The organism is Campylobacter sp. RKI_CA19_01121 (assembly GCF_025771295.1).
In the GTDB taxonomy this organism is placed as follows: domain Bacteria; phylum Campylobacterota; class Campylobacteria; order Campylobacterales; family Campylobacteraceae; genus Campylobacter_D.
On the sequence record NZ_JAKMQA010000005.1, the window covers coordinates 94,614 to 113,501 of the forward strand.

General features: G+C 31.7%; 19 protein-coding genes and 1 tRNA gene. 15 read left to right on the plus strand and 5 right to left on the minus strand.

Going from position 1 to position 18,888, the window contains the following annotated elements; all coding sequences use genetic code 11:
- Positions 1–8: 8 nt before the first annotated feature.
- From acpS to L8T90_RS03760, 3 genes are all read right to left on the minus strand, one after another.
- The gene (gene acpS, locus L8T90_RS03750) at positions 9–365 is read right to left on the minus strand and encodes a holo-ACP synthase (RefSeq protein WP_263688290.1); all 357 of its coding nucleotides are present in this window, start codon (positions 363–365) and stop codon (positions 9–11) included.
- Positions 365–910, minus strand: coding sequence for a flagellar basal body-associated protein FliL (fliL, locus tag L8T90_RS03755; protein WP_404842191.1), 546 nt, complete (start codon positions 908–910; stop codon positions 365–367). The genes acpS and fliL overlap by 1 nt, the downstream gene beginning before the upstream one ends.
- A gap of 64 nt (positions 911–974) precedes the next feature.
- A complete protein-coding gene (locus tag L8T90_RS03760) occupies positions 975–1,613 on the minus strand; it encodes a transcriptional regulator (RefSeq protein ID WP_257403836.1) in 639 nt (212 codons plus the stop codon).
- Positions 1,614–1,856: 243 nt separating this feature from the next.
- Here L8T90_RS03760 and L8T90_RS03765 point away from each other — a divergent pair, with 243 nt between their 5' ends.
- Genes L8T90_RS03765 through L8T90_RS03780 form a run of 4 tightly spaced genes read left to right on the plus strand, consistent with a single transcriptional unit; the run spans position 1,857 to position 6,599 of the window.
- Positions 1,857–3,281 (plus strand): catalase, encoded by a 1,425-nt coding sequence (locus tag L8T90_RS03765; RefSeq protein WP_263736760.1) that lies wholly within the window; start codon positions 1,857–1,859, stop codon positions 3,279–3,281.
- Between the two features lie 52 nt (positions 3,282–3,333).
- Complete coding sequence (locus tag L8T90_RS03770; RefSeq protein WP_263736761.1) at positions 3,334–3,804, plus strand: ankyrin repeat domain-containing protein; 471 nt, start codon at positions 3,334–3,336, stop codon at positions 3,802–3,804.
- Between the two features lie 60 nt (positions 3,805–3,864).
- The gene (gene argH, locus L8T90_RS03775; protein ID WP_263736762.1) at positions 3,865–5,268 is read left to right on the plus strand and encodes an argininosuccinate lyase; all 1,404 of its coding nucleotides are present in this window, start codon (positions 3,865–3,867) and stop codon (positions 5,266–5,268) included.
- Positions 5,268–6,599 (plus strand): anaerobic C4-dicarboxylate transporter family protein, encoded by a 1,332-nt coding sequence (locus L8T90_RS03780; RefSeq protein WP_263736763.1) that lies wholly within the window; start codon positions 5,268–5,270, stop codon positions 6,597–6,599. Before argH ends, L8T90_RS03780 begins: the two co-directional genes overlap by 1 nt.
- Position 6,600: 1 nt before the next feature.
- On the opposite strand, the gene L8T90_RS03785 is transcribed toward L8T90_RS03780, so the two are convergent.
- Positions 6,601–7,275, minus strand: coding sequence for a YheO-like PAS sensor domain-containing protein (locus L8T90_RS03785; protein ID WP_039617503.1), 675 nt, complete (start codon positions 7,273–7,275; stop codon positions 6,601–6,603).
- Between the two features lie 167 nt (positions 7,276–7,442).
- Here L8T90_RS03785 and L8T90_RS03790 point away from each other — a divergent pair, with 167 nt between their 5' ends.
- From L8T90_RS03790 to feoB, 7 genes are all read left to right on the plus strand, one after another.
- Positions 7,443–7,805 carry a Rid family detoxifying hydrolase gene (locus tag L8T90_RS03790; RefSeq protein WP_012661024.1) on the plus strand — a complete coding sequence of 121 codons (363 nt, stop codon included), beginning with the start codon at positions 7,443–7,445 and terminating at the stop codon, positions 7,803–7,805.
- Positions 7,806–7,808: 3 nt separating this feature from the next.
- Positions 7,809–9,248: a C4-dicarboxylate transporter DcuC gene (dcuC, locus tag L8T90_RS03795; RefSeq protein ID WP_263736764.1), complete on the plus strand. Its 1,440-nt coding sequence runs from the start codon at positions 7,809–7,811 to the stop codon at positions 9,246–9,248.
- A 13-nt stretch (positions 9,249–9,261) separates the two neighbouring features.
- Positions 9,262–10,431, plus strand: coding sequence for a cystathionine beta-lyase (metC, locus tag L8T90_RS03800; protein WP_263736765.1), 1,170 nt, complete (start codon positions 9,262–9,264; stop codon positions 10,429–10,431).
- Positions 10,432–10,434: 3 nt separating this feature from the next.
- Positions 10,435–11,799, plus strand: a complete 1,365-nt coding sequence (purB, locus tag L8T90_RS03805; protein ID WP_263736766.1) for an adenylosuccinate lyase — start codon at positions 10,435–10,437, stop codon at positions 11,797–11,799.
- A gap of 6 nt (positions 11,800–11,805) precedes the next feature.
- Positions 11,806–13,146, plus strand: coding sequence for an MmgE/PrpD family protein (locus tag L8T90_RS03810; protein ID WP_263736767.1), 1,341 nt, complete (start codon positions 11,806–11,808; stop codon positions 13,144–13,146).
- 92 nt (positions 13,147–13,238) lie between these two features.
- Entirely contained in the window at positions 13,239–13,466 is a 228-nt protein-coding gene (locus L8T90_RS03815) for a FeoA family protein (RefSeq protein WP_039625344.1), read from the plus strand.
- Positions 13,466–15,490: a ferrous iron transport protein B gene (gene feoB / locus L8T90_RS03820; protein ID WP_263736768.1), complete on the plus strand. Its 2,025-nt coding sequence runs from the start codon at positions 13,466–13,468 to the stop codon at positions 15,488–15,490. The genes L8T90_RS03815 and feoB overlap by 1 nt, the downstream gene beginning before the upstream one ends.
- 15 nt (positions 15,491–15,505) lie before the next feature.
- On the opposite strand, the gene tenA is transcribed toward feoB, so the two are convergent.
- Entirely contained in the window at positions 15,506–16,171 is a 666-nt protein-coding gene (gene tenA / locus L8T90_RS03825; RefSeq protein WP_263736769.1) for a thiaminase II, read from the minus strand.
- A 145-nt stretch (positions 16,172–16,316) separates the two neighbouring features.
- Here tenA and acpP point away from each other — a divergent pair, with 145 nt between their 5' ends.
- From acpP to L8T90_RS03845, 4 genes are all read left to right on the plus strand, one after another.
- Positions 16,317–16,550 (plus strand): acyl carrier protein, encoded by a 234-nt coding sequence (acpP, locus tag L8T90_RS03830; protein ID WP_039617517.1) that lies wholly within the window; start codon positions 16,317–16,319, stop codon positions 16,548–16,550.
- A gap of 28 nt (positions 16,551–16,578) precedes the next feature.
- Positions 16,579–17,793, plus strand: a complete 1,215-nt coding sequence (locus tag L8T90_RS03835) for a beta-ketoacyl-ACP synthase II (protein ID WP_039627924.1) — start codon at positions 16,579–16,581, stop codon at positions 17,791–17,793.
- A 1-nt stretch (position 17,794) separates the two neighbouring features.
- On the plus strand, positions 17,795–18,730 hold the full coding sequence (locus L8T90_RS03840) for an acetyl-CoA carboxylase carboxyltransferase subunit alpha (protein ID WP_173787044.1): 936 nt from the start codon (positions 17,795–17,797) through the stop codon (positions 18,728–18,730).
- Positions 18,731–18,798: 68 nt separating this feature from the next.
- A tRNA-Phe gene (locus L8T90_RS03845) sits at positions 18,799–18,874 on the plus strand.
- The last annotated feature ends 14 nt before the right edge of the window (positions 18,875–18,888 follow it).

Here is an 18,888-nt window from a genome sequence, read left to right on the forward strand (position 1 = left end):
GCAAGGTTTTAACCTTGCTTAGTTTCTATAGCTACTACTGCTATAGCAAAACCCCCATCATGTGCTACGCTTACACTTGCTGATTTGATTTTAAATTCTTGCATGACTTTTTGAGAAAAACTAATATGTGGGGCATTTTTATCATCTTTAGAGATGATGATGTCAAAAAAAGAACATTCTTTAGAAATTCCAACCCCCAAAGCCTTAGAAGCAGCTTCTTTAATAGCCCAAAATCCTGCTAGAGTGTTGGTATTTTTTATATAACTTTGCTCTTGCTTGGATAAAAATTTATCCAAGAAAAGCGTTTTATGTCTTTCATAAATTTTTTCTATGCGAGAGCATACAACTATGTCACAGCCTATCATTAAGATACTACAAAGTCAGTAAAATAAATATTTTTGATAAAACCATCAGTTAAAACCTCATTGATTTTACCAGTTAATTCATCTTTTAATCTTTCTTTGCCTTTTGTGGTGCTTACTTCTTCAAAGGTTTTTGAAGTTAAAGTTCTAATGATAATATCTCTAATAATAGCAACTTTTTTATCAAGTTCTGGGGTTAGGGTTTCAACATTTTGTTCAAGTTGAATGGTGCATTTTACATATCTTGATCCACCATCACTTAATAAATTTAGTGTAAAAGGTGCTAAAGGATACATCACCCCAATATTTGCATAGTCACTCCCTCTAGCTGCTACTGCATTTGTTTTTTTAGGAGCTTGTGCAACTTGTGCGCTTTCTTCAGCTTGCGGAGCAGGATTTTCTTCAGAACCACCGCTAAACATTAAATAAGCAATCGCTCCTACAATCACAAGTAAAAATACAAATAAAAATACAACGATAATAATTACTAAAGTATTGCCACCTTTTTTCTTTGATTCGCCTTGTTCATCCATCATATCATCAGCCATATTTTTCCTTTTATAAAATTTAAAGTGTTATTGTATCAAAAATTACAATTTTTTTAAATTATGATTATTTAATCTTTTGTAAATGTCTATAAACACTAGGCTCAGAAATACCTAAAAGCTCAGCAACCTTAGGAATAACACCTTTTACATTAAACACACCTTTTTCATATAAACTAGCTATCATTTTTTGCTTTTCTTTTGGTTTTAAGCTTTTATTTTTAAAACTTTCTATATCCATACCCGAAATATCTTCGACAATTTCTTCTAAATCAAGTTTAATATATTCTTTGTTTTCTTGCTCAGGGTTTTCATAAGCATTATCATAAATATTTCCAAGATTTAAAATTTCATCAGATATTTTTTTAAACGCTGAGGTATCATGATTAATGCAAAGCAAACCTTCGAGTTTTTCATCTTTTTTAATAAAAAAAGTAGAGCCTGACATTGCTTGTGAGCTTTTAGCTGAAGTTTTATAATGTGTTATGTAATCACGCTCTAAATAGATTTTATTTTTAATCATTTCAATGGCAAAACCAGTTAGAGGTGAGTTTATAGTTCTTTTGCTAATATGGTTATTAGCAATTTCTGCTATATTAGCTCCATCTTCGCTTACATCGTGCAAGACTATTTCATAATTTCTACCCAAGGCTTCTGCAAGAAATTTAACTAATTTAATATAATAAGTTCTTGTTTCTTTATCCATAAGCTCTCCTTTTTTATTAATTTTGTAGTAAAAATATTTAAAATAAGAATGCTTATTCTTATTTTTTAACAATTTTATTACAAAATAAAAATATTTATGCTTAAAAAAAGATTATTTTTTTAAAAATAAGAATTTTATAATCATTTTTTAAATAATGATAATTTTTATCGTTTAATTTTATTTTAATAATATAGGAATATAATTTATCAAATAATAAAAATTATTATTTAAAAAGGAGACGCAATGAAAAAACTAACAAATGATTTTGGAAATATCATAGCTGATAATCAAAATTCACTAAGTGCGGGTGCTAAAGGTCCACTTTTAATGCAAGATTATATTTTGCTTGAAAAACTTGCTCATCAAAATAGAGAAAGAATTCCAGAAAGAACAGTACATGCAAAAGGAAGTGGTGCTTATGGAGAACTTAAAATTACTAAAGATATTTCTCAATATACTAAAGCAAAAGTTTTACAGCTTGGAGAAAATACACCTTTATTTATAAGATTTTCAACCGTTGCAGGTGAAGCAGGTGCAGCTGATGCTGAAAGAGATGTAAGGGGTTTTGCGATTAAATTTTATACCAAAGAAGGAAATTGGGATTTAGTAGGTAATAATACTCCGACATTTTTTATAAGAGATGCGTATAAATTTCCTGATTTTATCCATACTCAAAAAAGAGATCCAAGAACTCATTTAAGAAGTAATAATGCTGCATGGGATTTTTGGAGCCTTTGTCCTGAAAGCTTACATCAAGTTACTATTTTAATGAGCGATAGGGGAATTCCTGCAAGTTATCGTTATATGCATGGTTTTGGAAGTCACACTTATAGTTTGATTAATGATAAAAATGAAAGATTTTGGGTGAAATTTCATTTTAAAACCAAGCAAGGTATTAAAAATTTAACTAACGAAGAAGCGGCAAATTTAATAGCAAATGATAGAGAAAGTCATCAAAGAGATTTATATGAAGCTATAGAAAAAGGAGATTTTCCAAAATGGACTTTCCAAATTCAAGTTTTAAAAGAAGATGAAGCAGAAAAATTAGGTTTTAATCCTTTTGATTTAACTAAAGTTTGGCCACATAGCATTGTGCCTTTAATAGAAGTAGGTGAATTAGTACTTAATAAAAATGTGCAAAATTATTTCAATGAAGTAGAACAAGCTGCATTTAGTCCAAGCAATATCGTTCCTGGTATTGGTTTTAGTCCTGATAAAATGTTGCAAGCTAGAATCTTTTCTTATCCTGATGCACACAGATACCGCATAGGAACAAATTATCATTTATTGCCAGTTAATCGTGCAAAAAGTGAAGTAAATACTTATAATGTAGCAGGTGCTATGAATTTTGACACTTATAAAAATGGCGCAGCTTACTATGAGCCAAATAGTTATGATGATAGTCCAAAAGAAGATAAAAGCTATCTTGAGCCTGACTTAGCACTTGAAGGTAGTGCGCAAAGATATGCTCCACTTGATGATGATTTTTATACTCAACCAAGAGCTTTGTTTGATATAATGAACCAAGATCAAAAAGAGCAGTTATTTAAAAATATAGCAGCTTCTATGAGTGGGGTTGATGAAAAAATTATTGCTAGAGCATTAAGTCATTTTGAAAAAATTTCAAGTGAATATGCAAATGGCGTTAAAAAAGCTTTGAAAATGTAATTTTTACTTGCCACTTTTAAAGTGGCAAACTAAAGATTATAAAAGGAAAAATATGTTTAGCAACGAAGAAGAAAAAAGAATTCAAGAACTTTGTACTATGGCTTTTGATTACGCAAGAAAAAATGATTTGCAAAATTTAAAGATTATGATAGAAGCAGGTTTGAGTGTGAATTTAAAAAATCACAAAGGCGATAGTCTCTTAATGCTTGCAAGTTATCATAATGCTTATGAATGTGCTAAGTTTTTACTAGAAAATAATGCTAGGGTAGATGAGAAAAATGACAGAGGACAAACTCCATTAGCAGGGGTGTGTTTTAAAGGATATTTGCCTATGTGTAAGCTTTTGGTAGAATATGGGGCAAATATTGATGAAAACAACGGTCTTGGTATGACACCTTTTACTTTTGCACTAATGTTTGGGCATAGAGATATAGTAGAATTTTTAACAAAGCATTCTAAAAAAAATTTTCTTAAAAAAATAGCTTTTGCTGTGTTAAAAATTTTTAAAAGAAAGAAAAGTTAAACTCTTTGAAAAAATAAAAATTATAAAATTATCCTTTTATTTGTAAATAGAAGGATAAATATGTCACAAAAAGCAGAGAAATTATGGGGTGGACGTTTTGATTTACCTACAAATAAATTAGTTGAAGAATACACCGCTTCATTATTAGTTGAGCCAAGACTTGCTCCTTTTGATATACAAGGAAGTATAATTCATTGTACTATGCTTGCAAAACAAGGTATTATAAAAGAAGATGAAGCAAAAACTATCATCAAGGGTTTAGAACAAGTTAGAGAAGAAATTCAAAATGGAACCTTTGTTTTTGATATAGCTGATGAGGATATTCATATGGCTGTAGAAAAAAGAATGACACAAATTGTAGGCCCAGTAGGTGGAAAGCTTCACACTGCAAGAAGTAGAAATGATCAAACTACGCTTGATTCAAAAATGCATATGAGAGCCGTTATAAAAGAAATTTTAAATCAAATTATTGCTTTGCAAGAAGAAATCATCAATCAAGCTCAAAAAAATATCAAAGCTATTATGCCAGGTTATACACATTTACAAACCGGTCAACCAGTGCTTTTTTCACATTGGATCATGGCGTATTTTTGGATGTTAAGTAGGGATTATTCTCGTTTTGAAGATTTATATAAAAGAATGGATGAGTGTCCTTTAGGAGCAGCTGCGCTTGGTGGAACCACATTTAATATAGACAGACATTTTTGTGCCAAAAAATTAGGTTTTGTAAAACCAACAGAAAATAGCATTGATAGCGTTAGTGATAGAGATCATATGGTTGAATTTACTTCTGTGGCTGCAATGTGCTTTATGCACCTTAGTCGTTTTTGTGAAGAGCTTATACTTTTTTCAAGTCAAGATTTTAAATTTATAGAATTAAGTGATGATTTTTGTACCGGCTCAAGCATAATGCCTCAAAAGAAAAATCCTGATGTGGCTGAAAAAATGCGTGGTAAGACAGGTAGAATGTATGGCAATGTTATGGCAATGCTAACTATTATGAAAGGTATTCCACTAGCTTATAATACTGACATGAGTGAAGATAAGGCTCAAGTTTATGATTCTATGGATACTCTAATGGCAAGTTTGAAAATCATAACTCCTATGATAGAAAAAATGCAAGTAAATGCTAATAATACAAGAGCAGCTGCTGCAAAAGGCTTTTCAAATGCTACGGATATGGCTGATTATTTAGTAAGAAAAAATATACCATTTAGAGAAGCTCATAGTATAGTTGGCGGGGCTGTGAATTATTGTATTAAACATGGAAAAATGCTTGAAGAACTTAGCATGGAGGAATTTCATCAATTTAATGAAAATATCCAAGAAGATATTTATGAGGCAATTGCTTTAGAAACTTGTATAGACGCAAGAGTATCTTATGGTGGTACAGGAACTAAAGTAGTATTAGAGCAAATTAAACATGCAAAAGAGCTTTTGGAGCAATATAAGGCACAAGATTAATGGATATTATTTTTATATTAGAATTTTTCATCATTTTTTCTATGATAGCCATAGGTGGTAGATATGGTGGTATAGGACTTGGGGTTGCAGGTGGGCTTGGTATGTGTATTTTGGTTTTGGTCTTTGGTATGCAACCAGCTTCACTTCCTGTGAGTGTTGTGTTTATTATACTTGCTGTGATTACTTGTGTGAGTGTTTTGCAAAGCGCAGGTGGGCTTGATTTACTAGTAAAAATAGCAGAGAAAATTCTAAAGAAAAAACCTCAAGCTATTGTTTTTATGGGACCTTTGATTAGCTCTGCTTTTACGATTTTTTGCGGTACTACCTATGTGGCTTTTTCTATTTATCCAGTGATTGCTGAAGTGGCAGCTGATGCTAAAATTCGTCCCGAAAGAGCGCTTTCAGTTTCAGTTGTAGCAGCAGGCATTGGTGTTATAGCTTCACCTATGAGTGCAGCTACTGCTGCTATGGTGGCTGTTTTAGCTTTTAGTGGTACAACAATAGTGCAAATTTTAATGGTAAGTTTGCCAGCCTTTTTTATAGGTGTGTTTCTTGCTTGTTTGAGTGTTTTAAAAAGAGGAAAAGAGCTTGAGCAAGATGAGGAATTTCAAAAAAGAGTAAGAGCAGGAGAATATCATTTTTTAAGTGAAGATTTGCAAAATAAAGATAGCGAACATGATCCTATGGCTAGAAGATCTTTGTATATTTTTGCTTTAGGGATTTTAACTATTATTTTCTTTGGTACTTTTACAAATTTATTGCCTCATTATGAGCTTGCAAATGGCAAAATAGAAAGACTTTCTACTCCAAATTTAATCCAAATGATCATGCTTGCAACGGCTTGTTTGATTATGCTTTTTGCTAAAGTTCCTGCTAATAAGCTTGGTGAAGCTTCGGTATTTAGATCAGGACTTATAGGAGTTGTAGGGGTTTTTGGTATAGCTTGGATGACAGGAACATTTTTTGAAGCTTATAAGCCTTTATTTAGTGATTCTTTATCGCATATTGTAGAGGATTATCCGTATTTATTTGGTGTGGCTTTATTTGCCTTTTCTATGGTGATTTTTTCTCCTTCAGCAACAGTAGCTGCTTTGATGCCTTTGGGTGTGAGTTTGGGAATTCCTCCTCAAATTCTTATTGTGCTTTATCCTTGTGTGAGTGGAGATTTTATAGTCCCAGGAGCTAATCAAATAGCATGTGTGGCTTTTGATAGAACAGGTACAACAAAAATAGGTAAATTTGTGATCAATCACTCTTATTTAAGACCAGGTTTTGTTTTGATTATTAGTGCGACTATTGCAGGTTATTTTATCTCTAAGCTTGTATTTTAGCTTAGAGATTGTTTTTAAGTTTTTGTAAATACCTATAGACGCTAGGTTCTGATATATTAAGCGACTTAGCAACTATAGGTATGCTTCCTTTAATGTTAAAAATTCCTTTTGAATGAAGCTTTTTAATAATTTCATCTTTTTGCTCAGTGCTTAAGCTATATCCTGAATTTAAATATTTTAAGTCTATGTTCTCAGCTAAAATATCTTCTATAGAATGACTAAGTGTTTCTATATTACTCACATTGTGTAAATTTACATTGTTTTGATTATGAATATCTAACAAATCACTAAAATCATTGATTTTTTCAAGTTCTATGATTTTACTAATAGCATTTCTAAGCTCTGTGGTATCGTGATTTATACATAAAATTCCCACGATTTTATTTTGATTTTTAATGAAAAAAGTTGATCCAGTAACAATCTTAGACTTTCCAACCTTTGCTTTATAATCACATAAAAAATCTTTGTTTAAATACTCTTTTTCTTGTACAAGCTCACTTGCAAAAGAAGTTAATGGAGAATTAATGGTTCTTCCACTAATGTGGTTATTTGCAATGGCTGCAATATATGAACCCTCAGGTGCAATCACATGAAAAACTATTTCATATTGATCCCCAAGCACCTGTCCTAAAAATTGAGTGAGTTTGATAAATAATTCTTTTTGTTGCTCATCCATGATCTAGACCTTTTTGTTGTTTTTTGTTATTTTACATAATATTTTCATCAAAGTTGTTAATAATTATAACAATAAAAAAAATTATTATTATGATAAAAAAATATTGACAATTTATTATTATGATGATAATATTATATTATGATTTCATTTAAACACAAGGAGTATACATGGCAAATTATCCAAAGGCTATAGGACCATATTCAGCTTATAGAGAAGCTAATGGTTTGTTATTTATTTCAGGACAACTTCCTATTAATCCAGAAAGTGGAAATATAGAAAGTGAAGATGTAAAAGAACAAACAAGACAATCATTGTTAAATATTAAGGCTATATTAGAAGAAAATAATCTTTATTTTAATAATGTAGTTAAAACAACTTGCTTTTTAGCAAACATTGATGATTTTGTGGCTTTCAATGAGGTTTATTCTGAATTTTTCGCAGCTCCATATCCTGCAAGAAGTGCTTTTGCGGTAAAAGATCTTCCTAAGGGTGCTAAAGTGGAGATAGAGGTTATTGCTCATAAAGGATAGAGCATGTTGGGTTTATTTTTTGCAGGATGTTCTGTATTTTTACTTGTATTTATGCTCTATAAAAAAATCAACGCTCATATGGCGTTGCTTTTAAGTGGTTTATTCTTGCTAACTTTGGCAGGAATTTTTGGACTTTCTCCTATTATTAGTGAAAAGCAATCTTTACATTTAGGTCTTTTTGATATTTTCCAAGTAGTAAATACCAAAATGTCAAGTACTCTAGCAGGGCTTGGACTTACTTTAATGTGTATAGCAGGATTTTCTGCTTATATGGATCATGTAGGTGCAAGCTATGCTTTATTTAAAGTATTTGAAAGACCTTTAAAGGCAGTAAAATCACCTTATATTTTATTGCTAGTTTCATATTTTGTAATCCAGTTTTTAGTGCTTTTTATACCTTCACATGCAGGTTTAGCACTTTTGCTTATGGTTACAATGTATCCTATTTTAGTGCGCTCAGGTGTTTCTAAACTTTCTGCACTTTCAATTATTGCTATTTGTCAATACATTGACCATGGTCCAGGTAGTGGTAATGTGATTTTGGCTGCAAAAACAGCTGAAATTGATCCTGCGGTATATTTTGTGCATTATCAGCTTCCTACAACTGTGCCTATTATCATAGCAGTAGGTATTGCGATTTATTTTTGCTCAAAATATTTTGATAAAAAAGAAAATTTCACATTTAATCGTGATGATGTTGAAAAAGAATTAGCAGAACATGATGGCAAAAATGAAGAGCTTAAAAAGCCACCTAGAATTTATGCGATTTTACCTATTATACCTTTAGTATTGATTTTGGGCTTTAGTAGTGTTTTAGATAGCATTATGGTGCTAATGGGGCTTACCACTATGGAAGAAGTTAAAGCAGCTTCATCTACTGCTATTAGAATGAATGTACCGGTTGCTATGATGATTTCAACCTTTATAGCGATTATTTTTGAAATCATTCGTTATAGAAGTTTGATTGATACTTTAAATTCTATTATGGTATTTTTCAAAGGCATGGGGCATTTGTTTGTAATCACAGTTTCTTTGATCGTTTGTGGTCAAGTTTTTGCAAGCGGACTTTTATCAGTTGGCTTTGTGGATACTTTAATAGGTTTTGCAAAAGATGCAGGTTTTGGAGTGCTTGCTATTATTATAGCAGTTTCTATTTTGCTTGCTGTATGTGCATTTTTAATGGGTTCAGGAAATGCAGCATTTTTCTCTTTTGCACCACTTATCCCAAATATAGCAAAATCTTTTGGCGTTGATACCATAGCTATGATAGCACCTATTCAAATCATGACAGGTTTTGGTAGATGTGTTTCACCTATTGCACCTGCTATTTTGGCGATTTCAGCTATGGCTAAAGTAAATCCATTACAAGTTGTAAAAAGAACGACTATTCCTATGCTTGTAGCTGCTATTGTTAATGTGATTATGACTTATATTTATCTATAAAAAGGAGTACAAAATGAACAACAAAACTAAATTAATCCATCTAGGAAGAGGCGATCAAAATGTCGAAGTAAGATCAGTTAATCCAACCCTAATGCGTGCATCAACTATACTTTTTAAAGATCATGCAACTTGGCAAAAATACCGCGAGCTAAGAAAAACAGATCGTGTTTTAAGTTATGGCGCTAGAGGAACAGCTACAAATTTTGAACTTGAAAAACTAATTTGTGCGCTTGAAGGAGGCCATAGAGCGCAACTTTTCCCAACAGGACTTGCAGCGCTAGCTATGGTGCTTTTAAATTATGCTAGCAAAGATGCTCATTTTTTAATCACTGATGCTATTTATGGACCTGTTAGAACAATTTGTGATTTATTTTTAACTAAAATGGGTGTAGAAATTGACTTTTTAAAAGCTGATGCTTCTGATGTAGAAGAAAAAATCAAACCAAACACAAAATTAATCCTTTGTGAAAGCCCAGGTTCTATACTTTATGAAATCATAGACTTGCCAAAACTTTGTGAAATTGCACACAAACATAACATACCAGTAGCGATTGATAATACTTATTCAAGCGGGTATTTTTTAAATCCGCTTGAGCTTGGCGTGGATATTTCAGTGATTGCCGCAACTAAATATCTAAGTGGGCATTCAGATGTTACTATGGGTATAGTAGTGATTAATGAAAAAGAATGGAAAAATTTTGATAAATTGCCAGAAGCTTTAGGATTTACTACAAGTCCTGATGATGCTTATTTAGTGCTTCGTGGTATGAGAACTTTAGATGTAAGAATGAAAGCGCATGAAAAAAGTGCAGATGAGGTAGTAGAGTTTTTACAAAGTAGAAAAGAAGTTAAAACAATTTTTTATCCAAAATTAAAAACTCATCCAAACCATGAAGTTTTTAGGCGCGATCATAAAGGTGCTAATGGTATGGTAACGATTGAATTTGCAGATGGTATTTCAAAAGAACAAGCCATTGAGTTTGTAGATAATTTAGAGTATTTTTCAATCGGTGCAAGCTGGGGTGGATATGAGAGTTTAGCTACTGTTACTACTCCACCAAGAACGGCAACAGATTGGAGTGCTAGAGGGCCTTTTGTGAGATTTCATATAGGTCTTGAAGATAGTAAGGATTTAATCGCTGATTTAAAACAAGCATTTGAAAAAATAAATTTTAAAGGATAAAACATGGGTGTGAGTGTATTTGATATGAGGTTGCTTCAAGATTCTTGGAGCACCCCTGCAATGAGAGCTATTTTTAGTGAAGAAAATAGAATTCAAAAATGGCTTGATGTAGAAGCTGCCCTAGCAAAAGCTCAAGCAAAACTTGGCATTATCCCTAATGAAGCAGCTGTAGAAATAGCTAAAAAAGCGCATTATAAATTTATGGATATGGATTTTATTTTTGCTGAGTTTAAAAAAACCAAACACCCTTTAGTACCTACTGTGCGTGGTTTGGAAAAAGCTTGCGAAAATGGTCTTGGCGAATATGTACATTTTGGTGTAACAACGCAAGATATCATTGATACAGGTATAGTTTTACAATTTAAAGAAGCTATGGCTTTAATCAAGCAAGATTTAAAAGATATAGCTAAAAATTTAGCAAATATCGCAAAAGAGCATAAAAATACTGCAATGATGGGAAGAACCTTAGCTTTACAAGCTTTACCTATAACTTTTGGACACAAAGTTGCAATTTGGCTTAGTGAGCTTAATCGTCACTATGAAAGAATTATTGAACTTGAAAAAAGATTATATGTAGGATTAATCGTAGGTGCAGTGGGAACTAAAGCAAGTTTAAGTGACAAGGCTAATGAAGTAGAAAAACTTACTTTAGAAAGCTTAGGTTTAGAAGTTCCTGATATCTCATGGCAACCAGCAAGAGATCGTTTTATCGAGCTTGGTTATGTTTTAGGTAATATCAATGCAACCTTTAACAAAATCGCACATCAGCTTTTAATCTTAGCTCATAATGAAATCGATGAAATTGCTGAGCCTTTTGGAAAAGGTCAAGTAGGAAGTTCTACTATGCCTCATAAAAGAAATCCTGCAGTAAGTGAAAATGCAGTGACTGTAAGTAATGCCCTAAGAGCCAATATTGCAATTTTAAGCGATATAGAAAGACATGAGCATGAAAGAGATGGTCAAGTTTGGAAAATGGAATGGAAGCTTTTGCCAGAAGCGTTTTTAATGCTTTCAGTGGTATTGGCAAATATGAAATTTGTCTTTGATGATTTAGAAGTTAAAAAAGACAAAATGTTAAAAAATCTTGATACGCTTAATGGCTTTGTATTAGCAGAACGCGTGATGTTTGCTTTAAGTGATCATTATGGTAAGCAACATGCACATGAAATTGTTTATGAAAATGCTATGAGAGGTATAGAAAATCATAAAACTTTCAAAGAAGTTTTACTTGAAGATGAGCGTGTGAGCAAGGTTTTAAGTGAAAAAGATATTGATGTTTTAATGGATGCTACAACTTATGTAGGTTATGCACCAAAATTAGTTGATGAGTTCTTAGAAAAAATCGCTAATGCACCAATTCTAAAGTAGGAAAAAATGTATTTAAGTGAAAAACTAGCCGAATTTATCGTAAATTTAGACTATGAAGCTATTCCTAGTGAAGTAAAGCAAAGAGCAAAAGAGCTTATGCTTGACGCACTAGGAACAGCCCTAGCTGCTAAAAATGAAGCTTGTGTTTTAAATGCGACTAAGGCTTTTGAAGCTTTAAGCGTAAATCCTAGTGAAAAAATTTGGAGTGAAGATAAAAAGCTTGATGTAATTTATGCTGCGATGGTAAATGCCATTGCAGCGCATGCCCTTGATTTTGATGATACTCATACTGAAGCTATTTTGCACGCTAGTGCTATTTTAACTCCGCTTTGTTTAACTTATGGATTTAGCGTAAGTAAAGATGGAAAAAAAGTTTTAAAAGCTTTTATAGTTGGTTGGGAAATTGCTGCTAGAGTGGGTATAGCAAGCAAAGGAAGTTTCCATAAACGCGGCTTTCATACTACAGCTATAGCAGGAATTTTTGGTAGTGTAGCTGCAAGTTGTGTTTTACTTGATTTAAACAAAGAACAAATCATCAGTGCACTAGGTTTAGCAGGAAGTTTTGCAAGTGGGGTGAATGAGTTTTTATCTAATGGTTCTAATTCTAAAGTTTTACACATAGCTAATGCTTTGAAAAATGGAATTTTAGTAGCAAATTTTGCAAAAGCTAATATGAGTGGTCCTTTGAGTATATTTGAAGGAAGGGATAATATTTTTAGAACTTTTGGCTTAGAAGATGAGTGTGATAAAAATGAACTTTGTAAGGGGTTGAATGAAATTTGGCAAGTAATGCAAGTTTCGTTAAAACCTTATCCAAGTTGTCATTTTGCACATGGGCTTATTGATTGTGCTATGAATTTAAGAAATGATGGCTTAAAAGCACAAGATATCAAAAGTTTGCATTGTTTTGTAGATGAGGTGCCAATTTCATTTATCTGTGATCCAATAGAAGCAAAATACACTCCACAAAGTGCTTATGCTGCTAAATTTTCCATGCCTTTTTTAATGGCTTTGGCATTTTTTGATGGTAAGATCACTTTAAAATCTTATGAAAATTTAAATAGAGCTGAACTAATAGAATTTGCTAAAAAAATTAGCTATGAAAAGAAAAAATCTAGTGGTTTCCCTAAATACTTTCCAGGACATTTAGAAGCTGTTTTAAATGATGGAAGAGTAATTAAAAAAGATGTACTGATTAATAAAGGAAATTTTGATAATCCTTTAAGTTTTGATGAATTAAAAGATAAATTTCTTTCTAATGCTAGCATAGCACTTTCTTTAGAAAAGGCTGAGGAATTAGTCAAAAAGCTTCAAAATTTAGAAAATCTAAATGATTTTGATTTCTAGCAATCTCATTTTTTGAGATTGCTTATTATTTTAAAAAAGAAATAATTTAATTTTTTATATAATGTTTTATCTTAGTTTTTGTAAGGAAAAACATGACTTTAGATACATTAAAAGATAATGAAGAAGCTATTATAGTAGGCTTTGAAGCAGATAAACAACTCCAAGCAAGACTTTTTAGTTTTGGTTTTGCAAAAAACAAAAAAGTTAAAAAAATTCGCTCTTCTATAGCAAATTCTACTATCATGGTAGAACTTGATACAACTTGCGTGATTTTACGTTCAAGTGAAGCAAAAATAATACAAATTTCAAAAGAGTTTTAATGAAAAAAATCATCATTGCTTTAGTAGGTCAGCCAAATGTCGGTAAAAGTTTATTAATTAATGCACTTTGCAAAGCTAATATGAAAGTTGGCAATTTTAGCGGTGTTACGGTTGAAAAAGCTGAGGCTAGATTAGTTTATAAAAATTATGAGTTTAAATTTATAGATTTACCAGGAACTTATGCATTAGATGGTTATAGTGAAGAAGAAAAAATTACAAAAGATTTTTTAAAAAAGGGTAAATTCGATCTTGTAGTAAATGTGCTTGATTCTACAAATTTAGAGCGTAATTTGATTTTGAGTGCATCTTTAATAGAAGCTAAAATCAAAATGATTATGGCTTTAAATATGCAAGATGAAGCTAAAAATGAAGGTTTTAGTATAGATTTTAAAATTTTATCCCAACTTCTAAATACGCATTGTCTTGGCGTGTGTGCTAAAACTAAAGAAAATCTAAATGCACTTTTGGATTTAATCATTTCAACCCATGAAGCTAAATTTGAAGCTAAAGAGCGTGTTTATAGCGATATCATAGAAGAAGAACTTGCAAAAATAAGTGAAGTTTTAAATCAAAATGAAATTACATATTTAGATTTTTCTACAAAAGATTTAGCACTTGCTTTACTTAAAAATGAAGCTAATATAGTCATTTCACACGCTTTGAGAAAAATACTTGATGAGGCTTTAGAAAAAATTTATATGGCATATAATAGCAAAGATATGGAAAGTATTTTTAAAGAAGAGCTAATTGCTTTTGCAAATGGTATATGTGCTAAGGTTTTAAGTAAGGGCGTTAAGTATAAAAATCATACCAAAGAAATAGATTCTATTTTAATTAATAAATTTTTAGGAATTCCTATATTTTTGTTTTTTATGTGGGCTTTATTTCAACTAACCTTTACTTTAGGGCAAATTCCTATGGATTATATAGAAATGTTTTTTGCTAATTTAGGTGATATGGTAAAAAATAATATTAGCAATGAATTTATCGCTTCAGCCTTAGCTGATGGTGTTTTAGGTGGGGTTGGTGCGGTTATAACTTTTTTACCAAATATTATGATTTTGTTTTTTGGTATAGCCTTGCTTGAAACAACTGGATATATGGCTAGGGTTGCATTTTTGCTAGATGGAATTTTATATAAATTTGGCTTACATGGTAAAAGTTTTATTCCTTTAATCACGGGTTTTGGTTGCTCAGTACCTGCATTTATGGCTACAAGAACTTTAAAAAATAAAAAAGATAGACTATTAACTCTTTTTATTATTAATTTTATGAGTTGTGGTGCAAGGCTTCCTGTGTATGTGCTTTTTGTTGGAGTGTTTTTTCCTGCTGATGTGGCGGGAAATTATCTTTTTGGGATTTATCTTCTAGGTGCGTTTTTGGGTTTGATTGCAGCTAAAATTTTAAGAATGAGTGCTTTTAGGGGACAAGATGAACCTTTTGTAATGGAAATGCCAAAATATAGAATGCCAAATTGGAATTTGGTATGGTTTATGGTGTTAAATAAAGCCAAAATGTATTTAAAAAAAGCAGGAACATTTATTTTGATAGCTTCTTTGCTTATTTGGTTTGCGAGTAATTTTCCTGCACAAGAAAATAATACTCAAAATGCTTTAACTCAAGAACTTCAGATAGAAAATAGTTATCTTGGACAATTTGGTAAAGCAATAGAACCTATTTTTGCACCACTTGGCTTTGATTGGAAACTTAGTGTATCTTTGGTAAGTGGTTTAGCTGCTAAAGAAGTGATGATTTCTACTATGGGTGTGCTTTATTCTTTAGGTGATGAAGTTGATGAGACAAGTTTAAATTTACAAGAAGCCATAAAAGAAAACATCCCTTTTAATACAGCAGTAGCTTTTATACTTTTTGTTATGATTTATAATCCTTGCTTTGCAGCAACCATAGTTTTTGCTAAAGAAGCAGGAAATAAAAAATATGCATGGTATCTTTTTATATTTACATCTTTATGTGCGTATTTGGTTGCTTTTGTAGGGATTAATATTGCTAAATTGATAATTTAATCATCTTTATGATGATTAAATTTCCATTTTTTGCTCTAAAGAATGTTGCCAAAAGGCTGTTTCAAGTCTTACAGTAGTATAAAAAATTTCGTTTAATTTTTTAAATTTTTCTTCGCTAATGCTATTTGCATAAGAATTAAAAAAATCTTTAAATTCTTTAATTTCATCTTGAAATTCTTTTCCCGCATAGGTTAAAATCCACTCTTTGTAAGGATGATTTTCTAAGTTTTGTTTATCAAGTCCTTTATAAATTTCTTCTCCTATATATGCATAGCCTATAGCACAAGCACTCAAAGCACATAGCATATCTAAATAATCTCCATTTTGTCCCACACTTAGTAAGTACCTTGTATAAGCAATATTGGTTAAACTTTCATCTTTATAATTTAGTTTTTCTACATCAATACCTAGCTTTAAAATACTTCTATGAAGTTCCAATTCTCCTTCTAAAGTGTAGTTTTGATTTTTAATGGCAAATTGAATTTCTTTAGCATTATTTGCATTTAAAGCAAGCAGGGCATAGCATTTTGCGTAATTGTTTAAAAAGATATAATCTTGTTTAAGATAAAATAAAAATACATCTTTTTCTAAAGTGCCATTTTGAAGTTTTTTTACAAATTCATGATGGATGTATTGATCCCAAGTTTTTTTATTTTCTTTTATAAGTCTATCTAAAAGCATTAATTTCCTTTGTTAAAAATTAAGCTTTTATTTAAACACAGATAATTAAATTTTTCGTAATAATCTTTAATTTTTAACTTTTTAAACAAGAAATTTATTTTTTTATTGTAAAATGTGGTTTAATTTTTTAAACTAGGAGATAAAAATGGCAATTTTTGATGATGTAAAAAAAGTAGTTGTTGAGCAACTTAGTGTTGATGAAGATGCAGTTAAAATGGAATCTAAAATCATTGAAGATTTAGGTGCTGACTCTTTGGATGTTGTTGAATTAGTTATGGCTTTAGAAGAAAAATTTGATGTAGAAATTCCAGACAGTGATGCTGAAAAACTAGTAAAAATCGAAGATGTTGTTAATTATATAGAAAATCTTCAAAAATAATTTTAATTTTTAAAATAAGGAGTGCGGTTTGAAACGCGTTGTAGTAACAGGTATAGGAATGATCAATGCCCTTGGCTTAGACAAAGATAGCTCATTTAAAGCGATTTGTGATGGTAAAAGTGGCGTTGATAAAATCACTCTTTTTGATACCACTGATTTTCCAGTGCAAATTGCTGCTGAAGTAAAAAATTTTGATCCTTTAAGTGTTTGTGATGCTAAAGAGGTTAAAAAAATAGATCGTTTTATACAACTTGGTATTAAAGCAGCAAGAGAAGCTATGGAAGATGCTAAATTTGATGAAACTTTAAACAAAGAAGAATTTGGTGTAGTTTCAGCAGCTGGTATAGGTGGTTTACCAAATATAGAAAAAAATTCTGTTACTTGTGCACAACGTGGACCACGCAAAATAACTCCTTTTTTCATACCATCAGCTTTGGTTAATATGCTTGGTGGGATTATTTCAATCGAGCATGGATTGCAAGGACCAAATATCTCATGCGTAACTGCTTGTGCAGCAGGAACCCATGCTATAGGCGAAGCTTATAAAAGCATAGCTTTAGGCAATGCAGATAAAATGCTTGTAGTAGGCGCTGAAGCAGCTATTTGTGCTGTGGGTATAGGTGGCTTTGCTGCTATGAAAGCTCTTTCTACTAGAAATGATGATCCAGCTAAGGCTTCAAGACCATTTGACAAAGAAAGAGATGGTTTTGTAATGGGTGAGGGTGCTGGTGCTTTAGTGTTTGAAGAGTATGAGGCTGCTAAAAAGCGTGGAGCTAAAATTTATGCTGAGTTAGTAGGTTTTGGCGAAAGTGCGGACGCACATCATATCACTTCGCCTACTTTAGAAGGGCCATTGCGTGCTATGAAAAAAGCTTTAAAAATGGCAGGAAATCCAAAAGTAGATTATATTAATGCGCACGGAACTTCTACTCCGGTAAATGATAAAAATGAAACAGCAGCTATTAAAGAACTTTTTAAAGATCAAATTCCTTTAGTTAGTTCTACAAAAGGTCAAACAGGACATTGCTTAGGTGCTGCTGGTGCTATTGAAGCTGTTATTTCTTTAATGGCACTTGATCAAGGTATATTACCGCCAACTATCAATCAAATCGTAGCAGATGAAAACTGTGATCTTGACTATATACCAAATACTGCAAGAAAAAGCGAAGTTAATGTTGTAATGAGCAATTCTTTTGGTTTTGGTGGAACAAATGGTTGTGTGATTTTCAAAAAAGTAGATTAATATGGCTTCTTATTTAGATTTTGAAAAAAATATTCAGCAAATTGATGAGGATTTAGCAAATGCTAAAATCAAAGGCGATGATGAAGCAGTAAAAATTTTAGAAAAAAATCTTGAAAAAGAAACTCAAAAAGTTTATAAAAATTTAAGCGATTACCAACGCTTACAGCTTGCAAGACATCCTGATCGTCCTTATGCACTTGATTATATTCAAGCTATATTAAGTGATGCTTATGAAATTCATGGCGATCGTGCTTTTAGAGATGATCCTGCTATTGTGTGTTATGCAGGCTATATAGGTGGTAAAAAAGTTATTGTTATAGGTGAGCAAAAAGGTAGAGGTACTAAAGATAAACTTCATAGAAATTTTGGTATGCCTCATCCTGAAGGTTATAGAAAAGCTCTAAGAGTAGCAAAAATGGCTGAAAAATTTGACATACCGGTGTTATTTTTAGTAGATACTCCAGGTGCTTACCCAGGAGTGGGTGCTGAAGAGCGTGGTCAAAGCGAGGCTATAGCTAGAAATTTATATGAGTTAAGCGCCCTTAAAACAATCACTATAGCAGTGGTTATAGGTGAAGGTGGAAGTGGTGGTGCTTTAGCCATAGGAGTAGCTGATAAACTTGCTATGATGAAAAATTCAGTTTTTTCTGTGATTTCACCTGAGGGTTGTGCTGCTATTTTATGGAATGATCCATCAAAAAGTGAAGCTGCTACTAAGGCGATGAAAGTAACTGCTGATGATTTAAAAACTCAAGGTTTGATTGATGATGTTATCGAAGAGCCAATGAGTGGAGCTCATAGAGATAAAGAAAATGCAATTAAAAATTTAAGTGATTATGTCTTAAAAGCTATAGAAGAATTAGAACAATACGATAAACGCGAATTAGCTGCATTAAGAATGCAAAAAATCTTTAAATTTGGAGCTTTTGCTGAATAATTTGCATTTTTATGCAAATTTCAACTTTTTTTAAAAAAACTATTGTATAATTACAACTTCAATTCAGTGGTTGGATAGCTCAGTCGGTAGAGCAGCAGACTGAAAATCTGCGTGTCGGCAGTTCGATTCTGCCTCTAACCACCATCTTCAAATATACT

Bases quoted from the DNA above. Each gene is read 5' to 3' on its own strand.
- L8T90_RS03765 (WP_263736760.1), top strand. From the start codon at position 1,857: ATGAAAAAACTAACAAATGATTTTGGAAATATCATAGCTGATAATCAA.
- L8T90_RS03780 (WP_263736763.1), top strand. From the start codon at position 5,268: ATGGATATTATTTTTATATTAGAATTTTTCATCATTTTTTCTATGATA.
- acpP (WP_039617517.1), top strand. From the start codon at position 16,317: ATGGCAATTTTTGATGATGTAAAAAAAGTAGTTGTTGAGCAACTTAGT.
- feoB (WP_263736768.1), top strand. From the start codon at position 13,466: ATGAAAAAAATCATCATTGCTTTAGTAGGTCAGCCAAATGTCGGTAAA.
- argH (WP_263736762.1), top strand. From the start codon at position 3,865: ATGTCACAAAAAGCAGAGAAATTATGGGGTGGACGTTTTGATTTACCT.
- L8T90_RS03770 (WP_263736761.1), top strand. From the start codon at position 3,334: ATGTTTAGCAACGAAGAAGAAAAAAGAATTCAAGAACTTTGTACTATG.
- fliL (WP_404842191.1), bottom strand. From the start codon at position 910: ATGGCTGATGATATGATGGATGAACAAGGCGAATCAAAGAAAAAAGGT.
- L8T90_RS03790 (WP_012661024.1), top strand. From the start codon at position 7,443: ATGGCAAATTATCCAAAGGCTATAGGACCATATTCAGCTTATAGAGAA.
- L8T90_RS03760 (WP_257403836.1), bottom strand. From the start codon at position 1,613: ATGGATAAAGAAACAAGAACTTATTATATTAAATTAGTTAAATTTCTT.
- L8T90_RS03810 (WP_263736767.1), top strand. From the start codon at position 11,806: ATGTATTTAAGTGAAAAACTAGCCGAATTTATCGTAAATTTAGACTAT.
- dcuC (WP_263736764.1), top strand. From the start codon at position 7,809: ATGTTGGGTTTATTTTTTGCAGGATGTTCTGTATTTTTACTTGTATTT.
- acpS (WP_263688290.1), bottom strand. From the start codon at position 365: ATGATAGGCTGTGACATAGTTGTATGCTCTCGCATAGAAAAAATTTAT.
- L8T90_RS03815 (WP_039625344.1), top strand. From the start codon at position 13,239: ATGACTTTAGATACATTAAAAGATAATGAAGAAGCTATTATAGTAGGC.
- purB (WP_263736766.1), top strand. From the start codon at position 10,435: ATGGGTGTGAGTGTATTTGATATGAGGTTGCTTCAAGATTCTTGGAGC.
- metC (WP_263736765.1), top strand. From the start codon at position 9,262: ATGAACAACAAAACTAAATTAATCCATCTAGGAAGAGGCGATCAAAAT.
- tenA (WP_263736769.1), bottom strand. From the start codon at position 16,171: ATGCTTTTAGATAGACTTATAAAAGAAAATAAAAAAACTTGGGATCAA.
- L8T90_RS03785 (WP_039617503.1), bottom strand. From the start codon at position 7,275: ATGGATGAGCAACAAAAAGAATTATTTATCAAACTCACTCAATTTTTA.
- L8T90_RS03840 (WP_173787044.1), top strand. From the start codon at position 17,795: ATGGCTTCTTATTTAGATTTTGAAAAAAATATTCAGCAAATTGATGAG.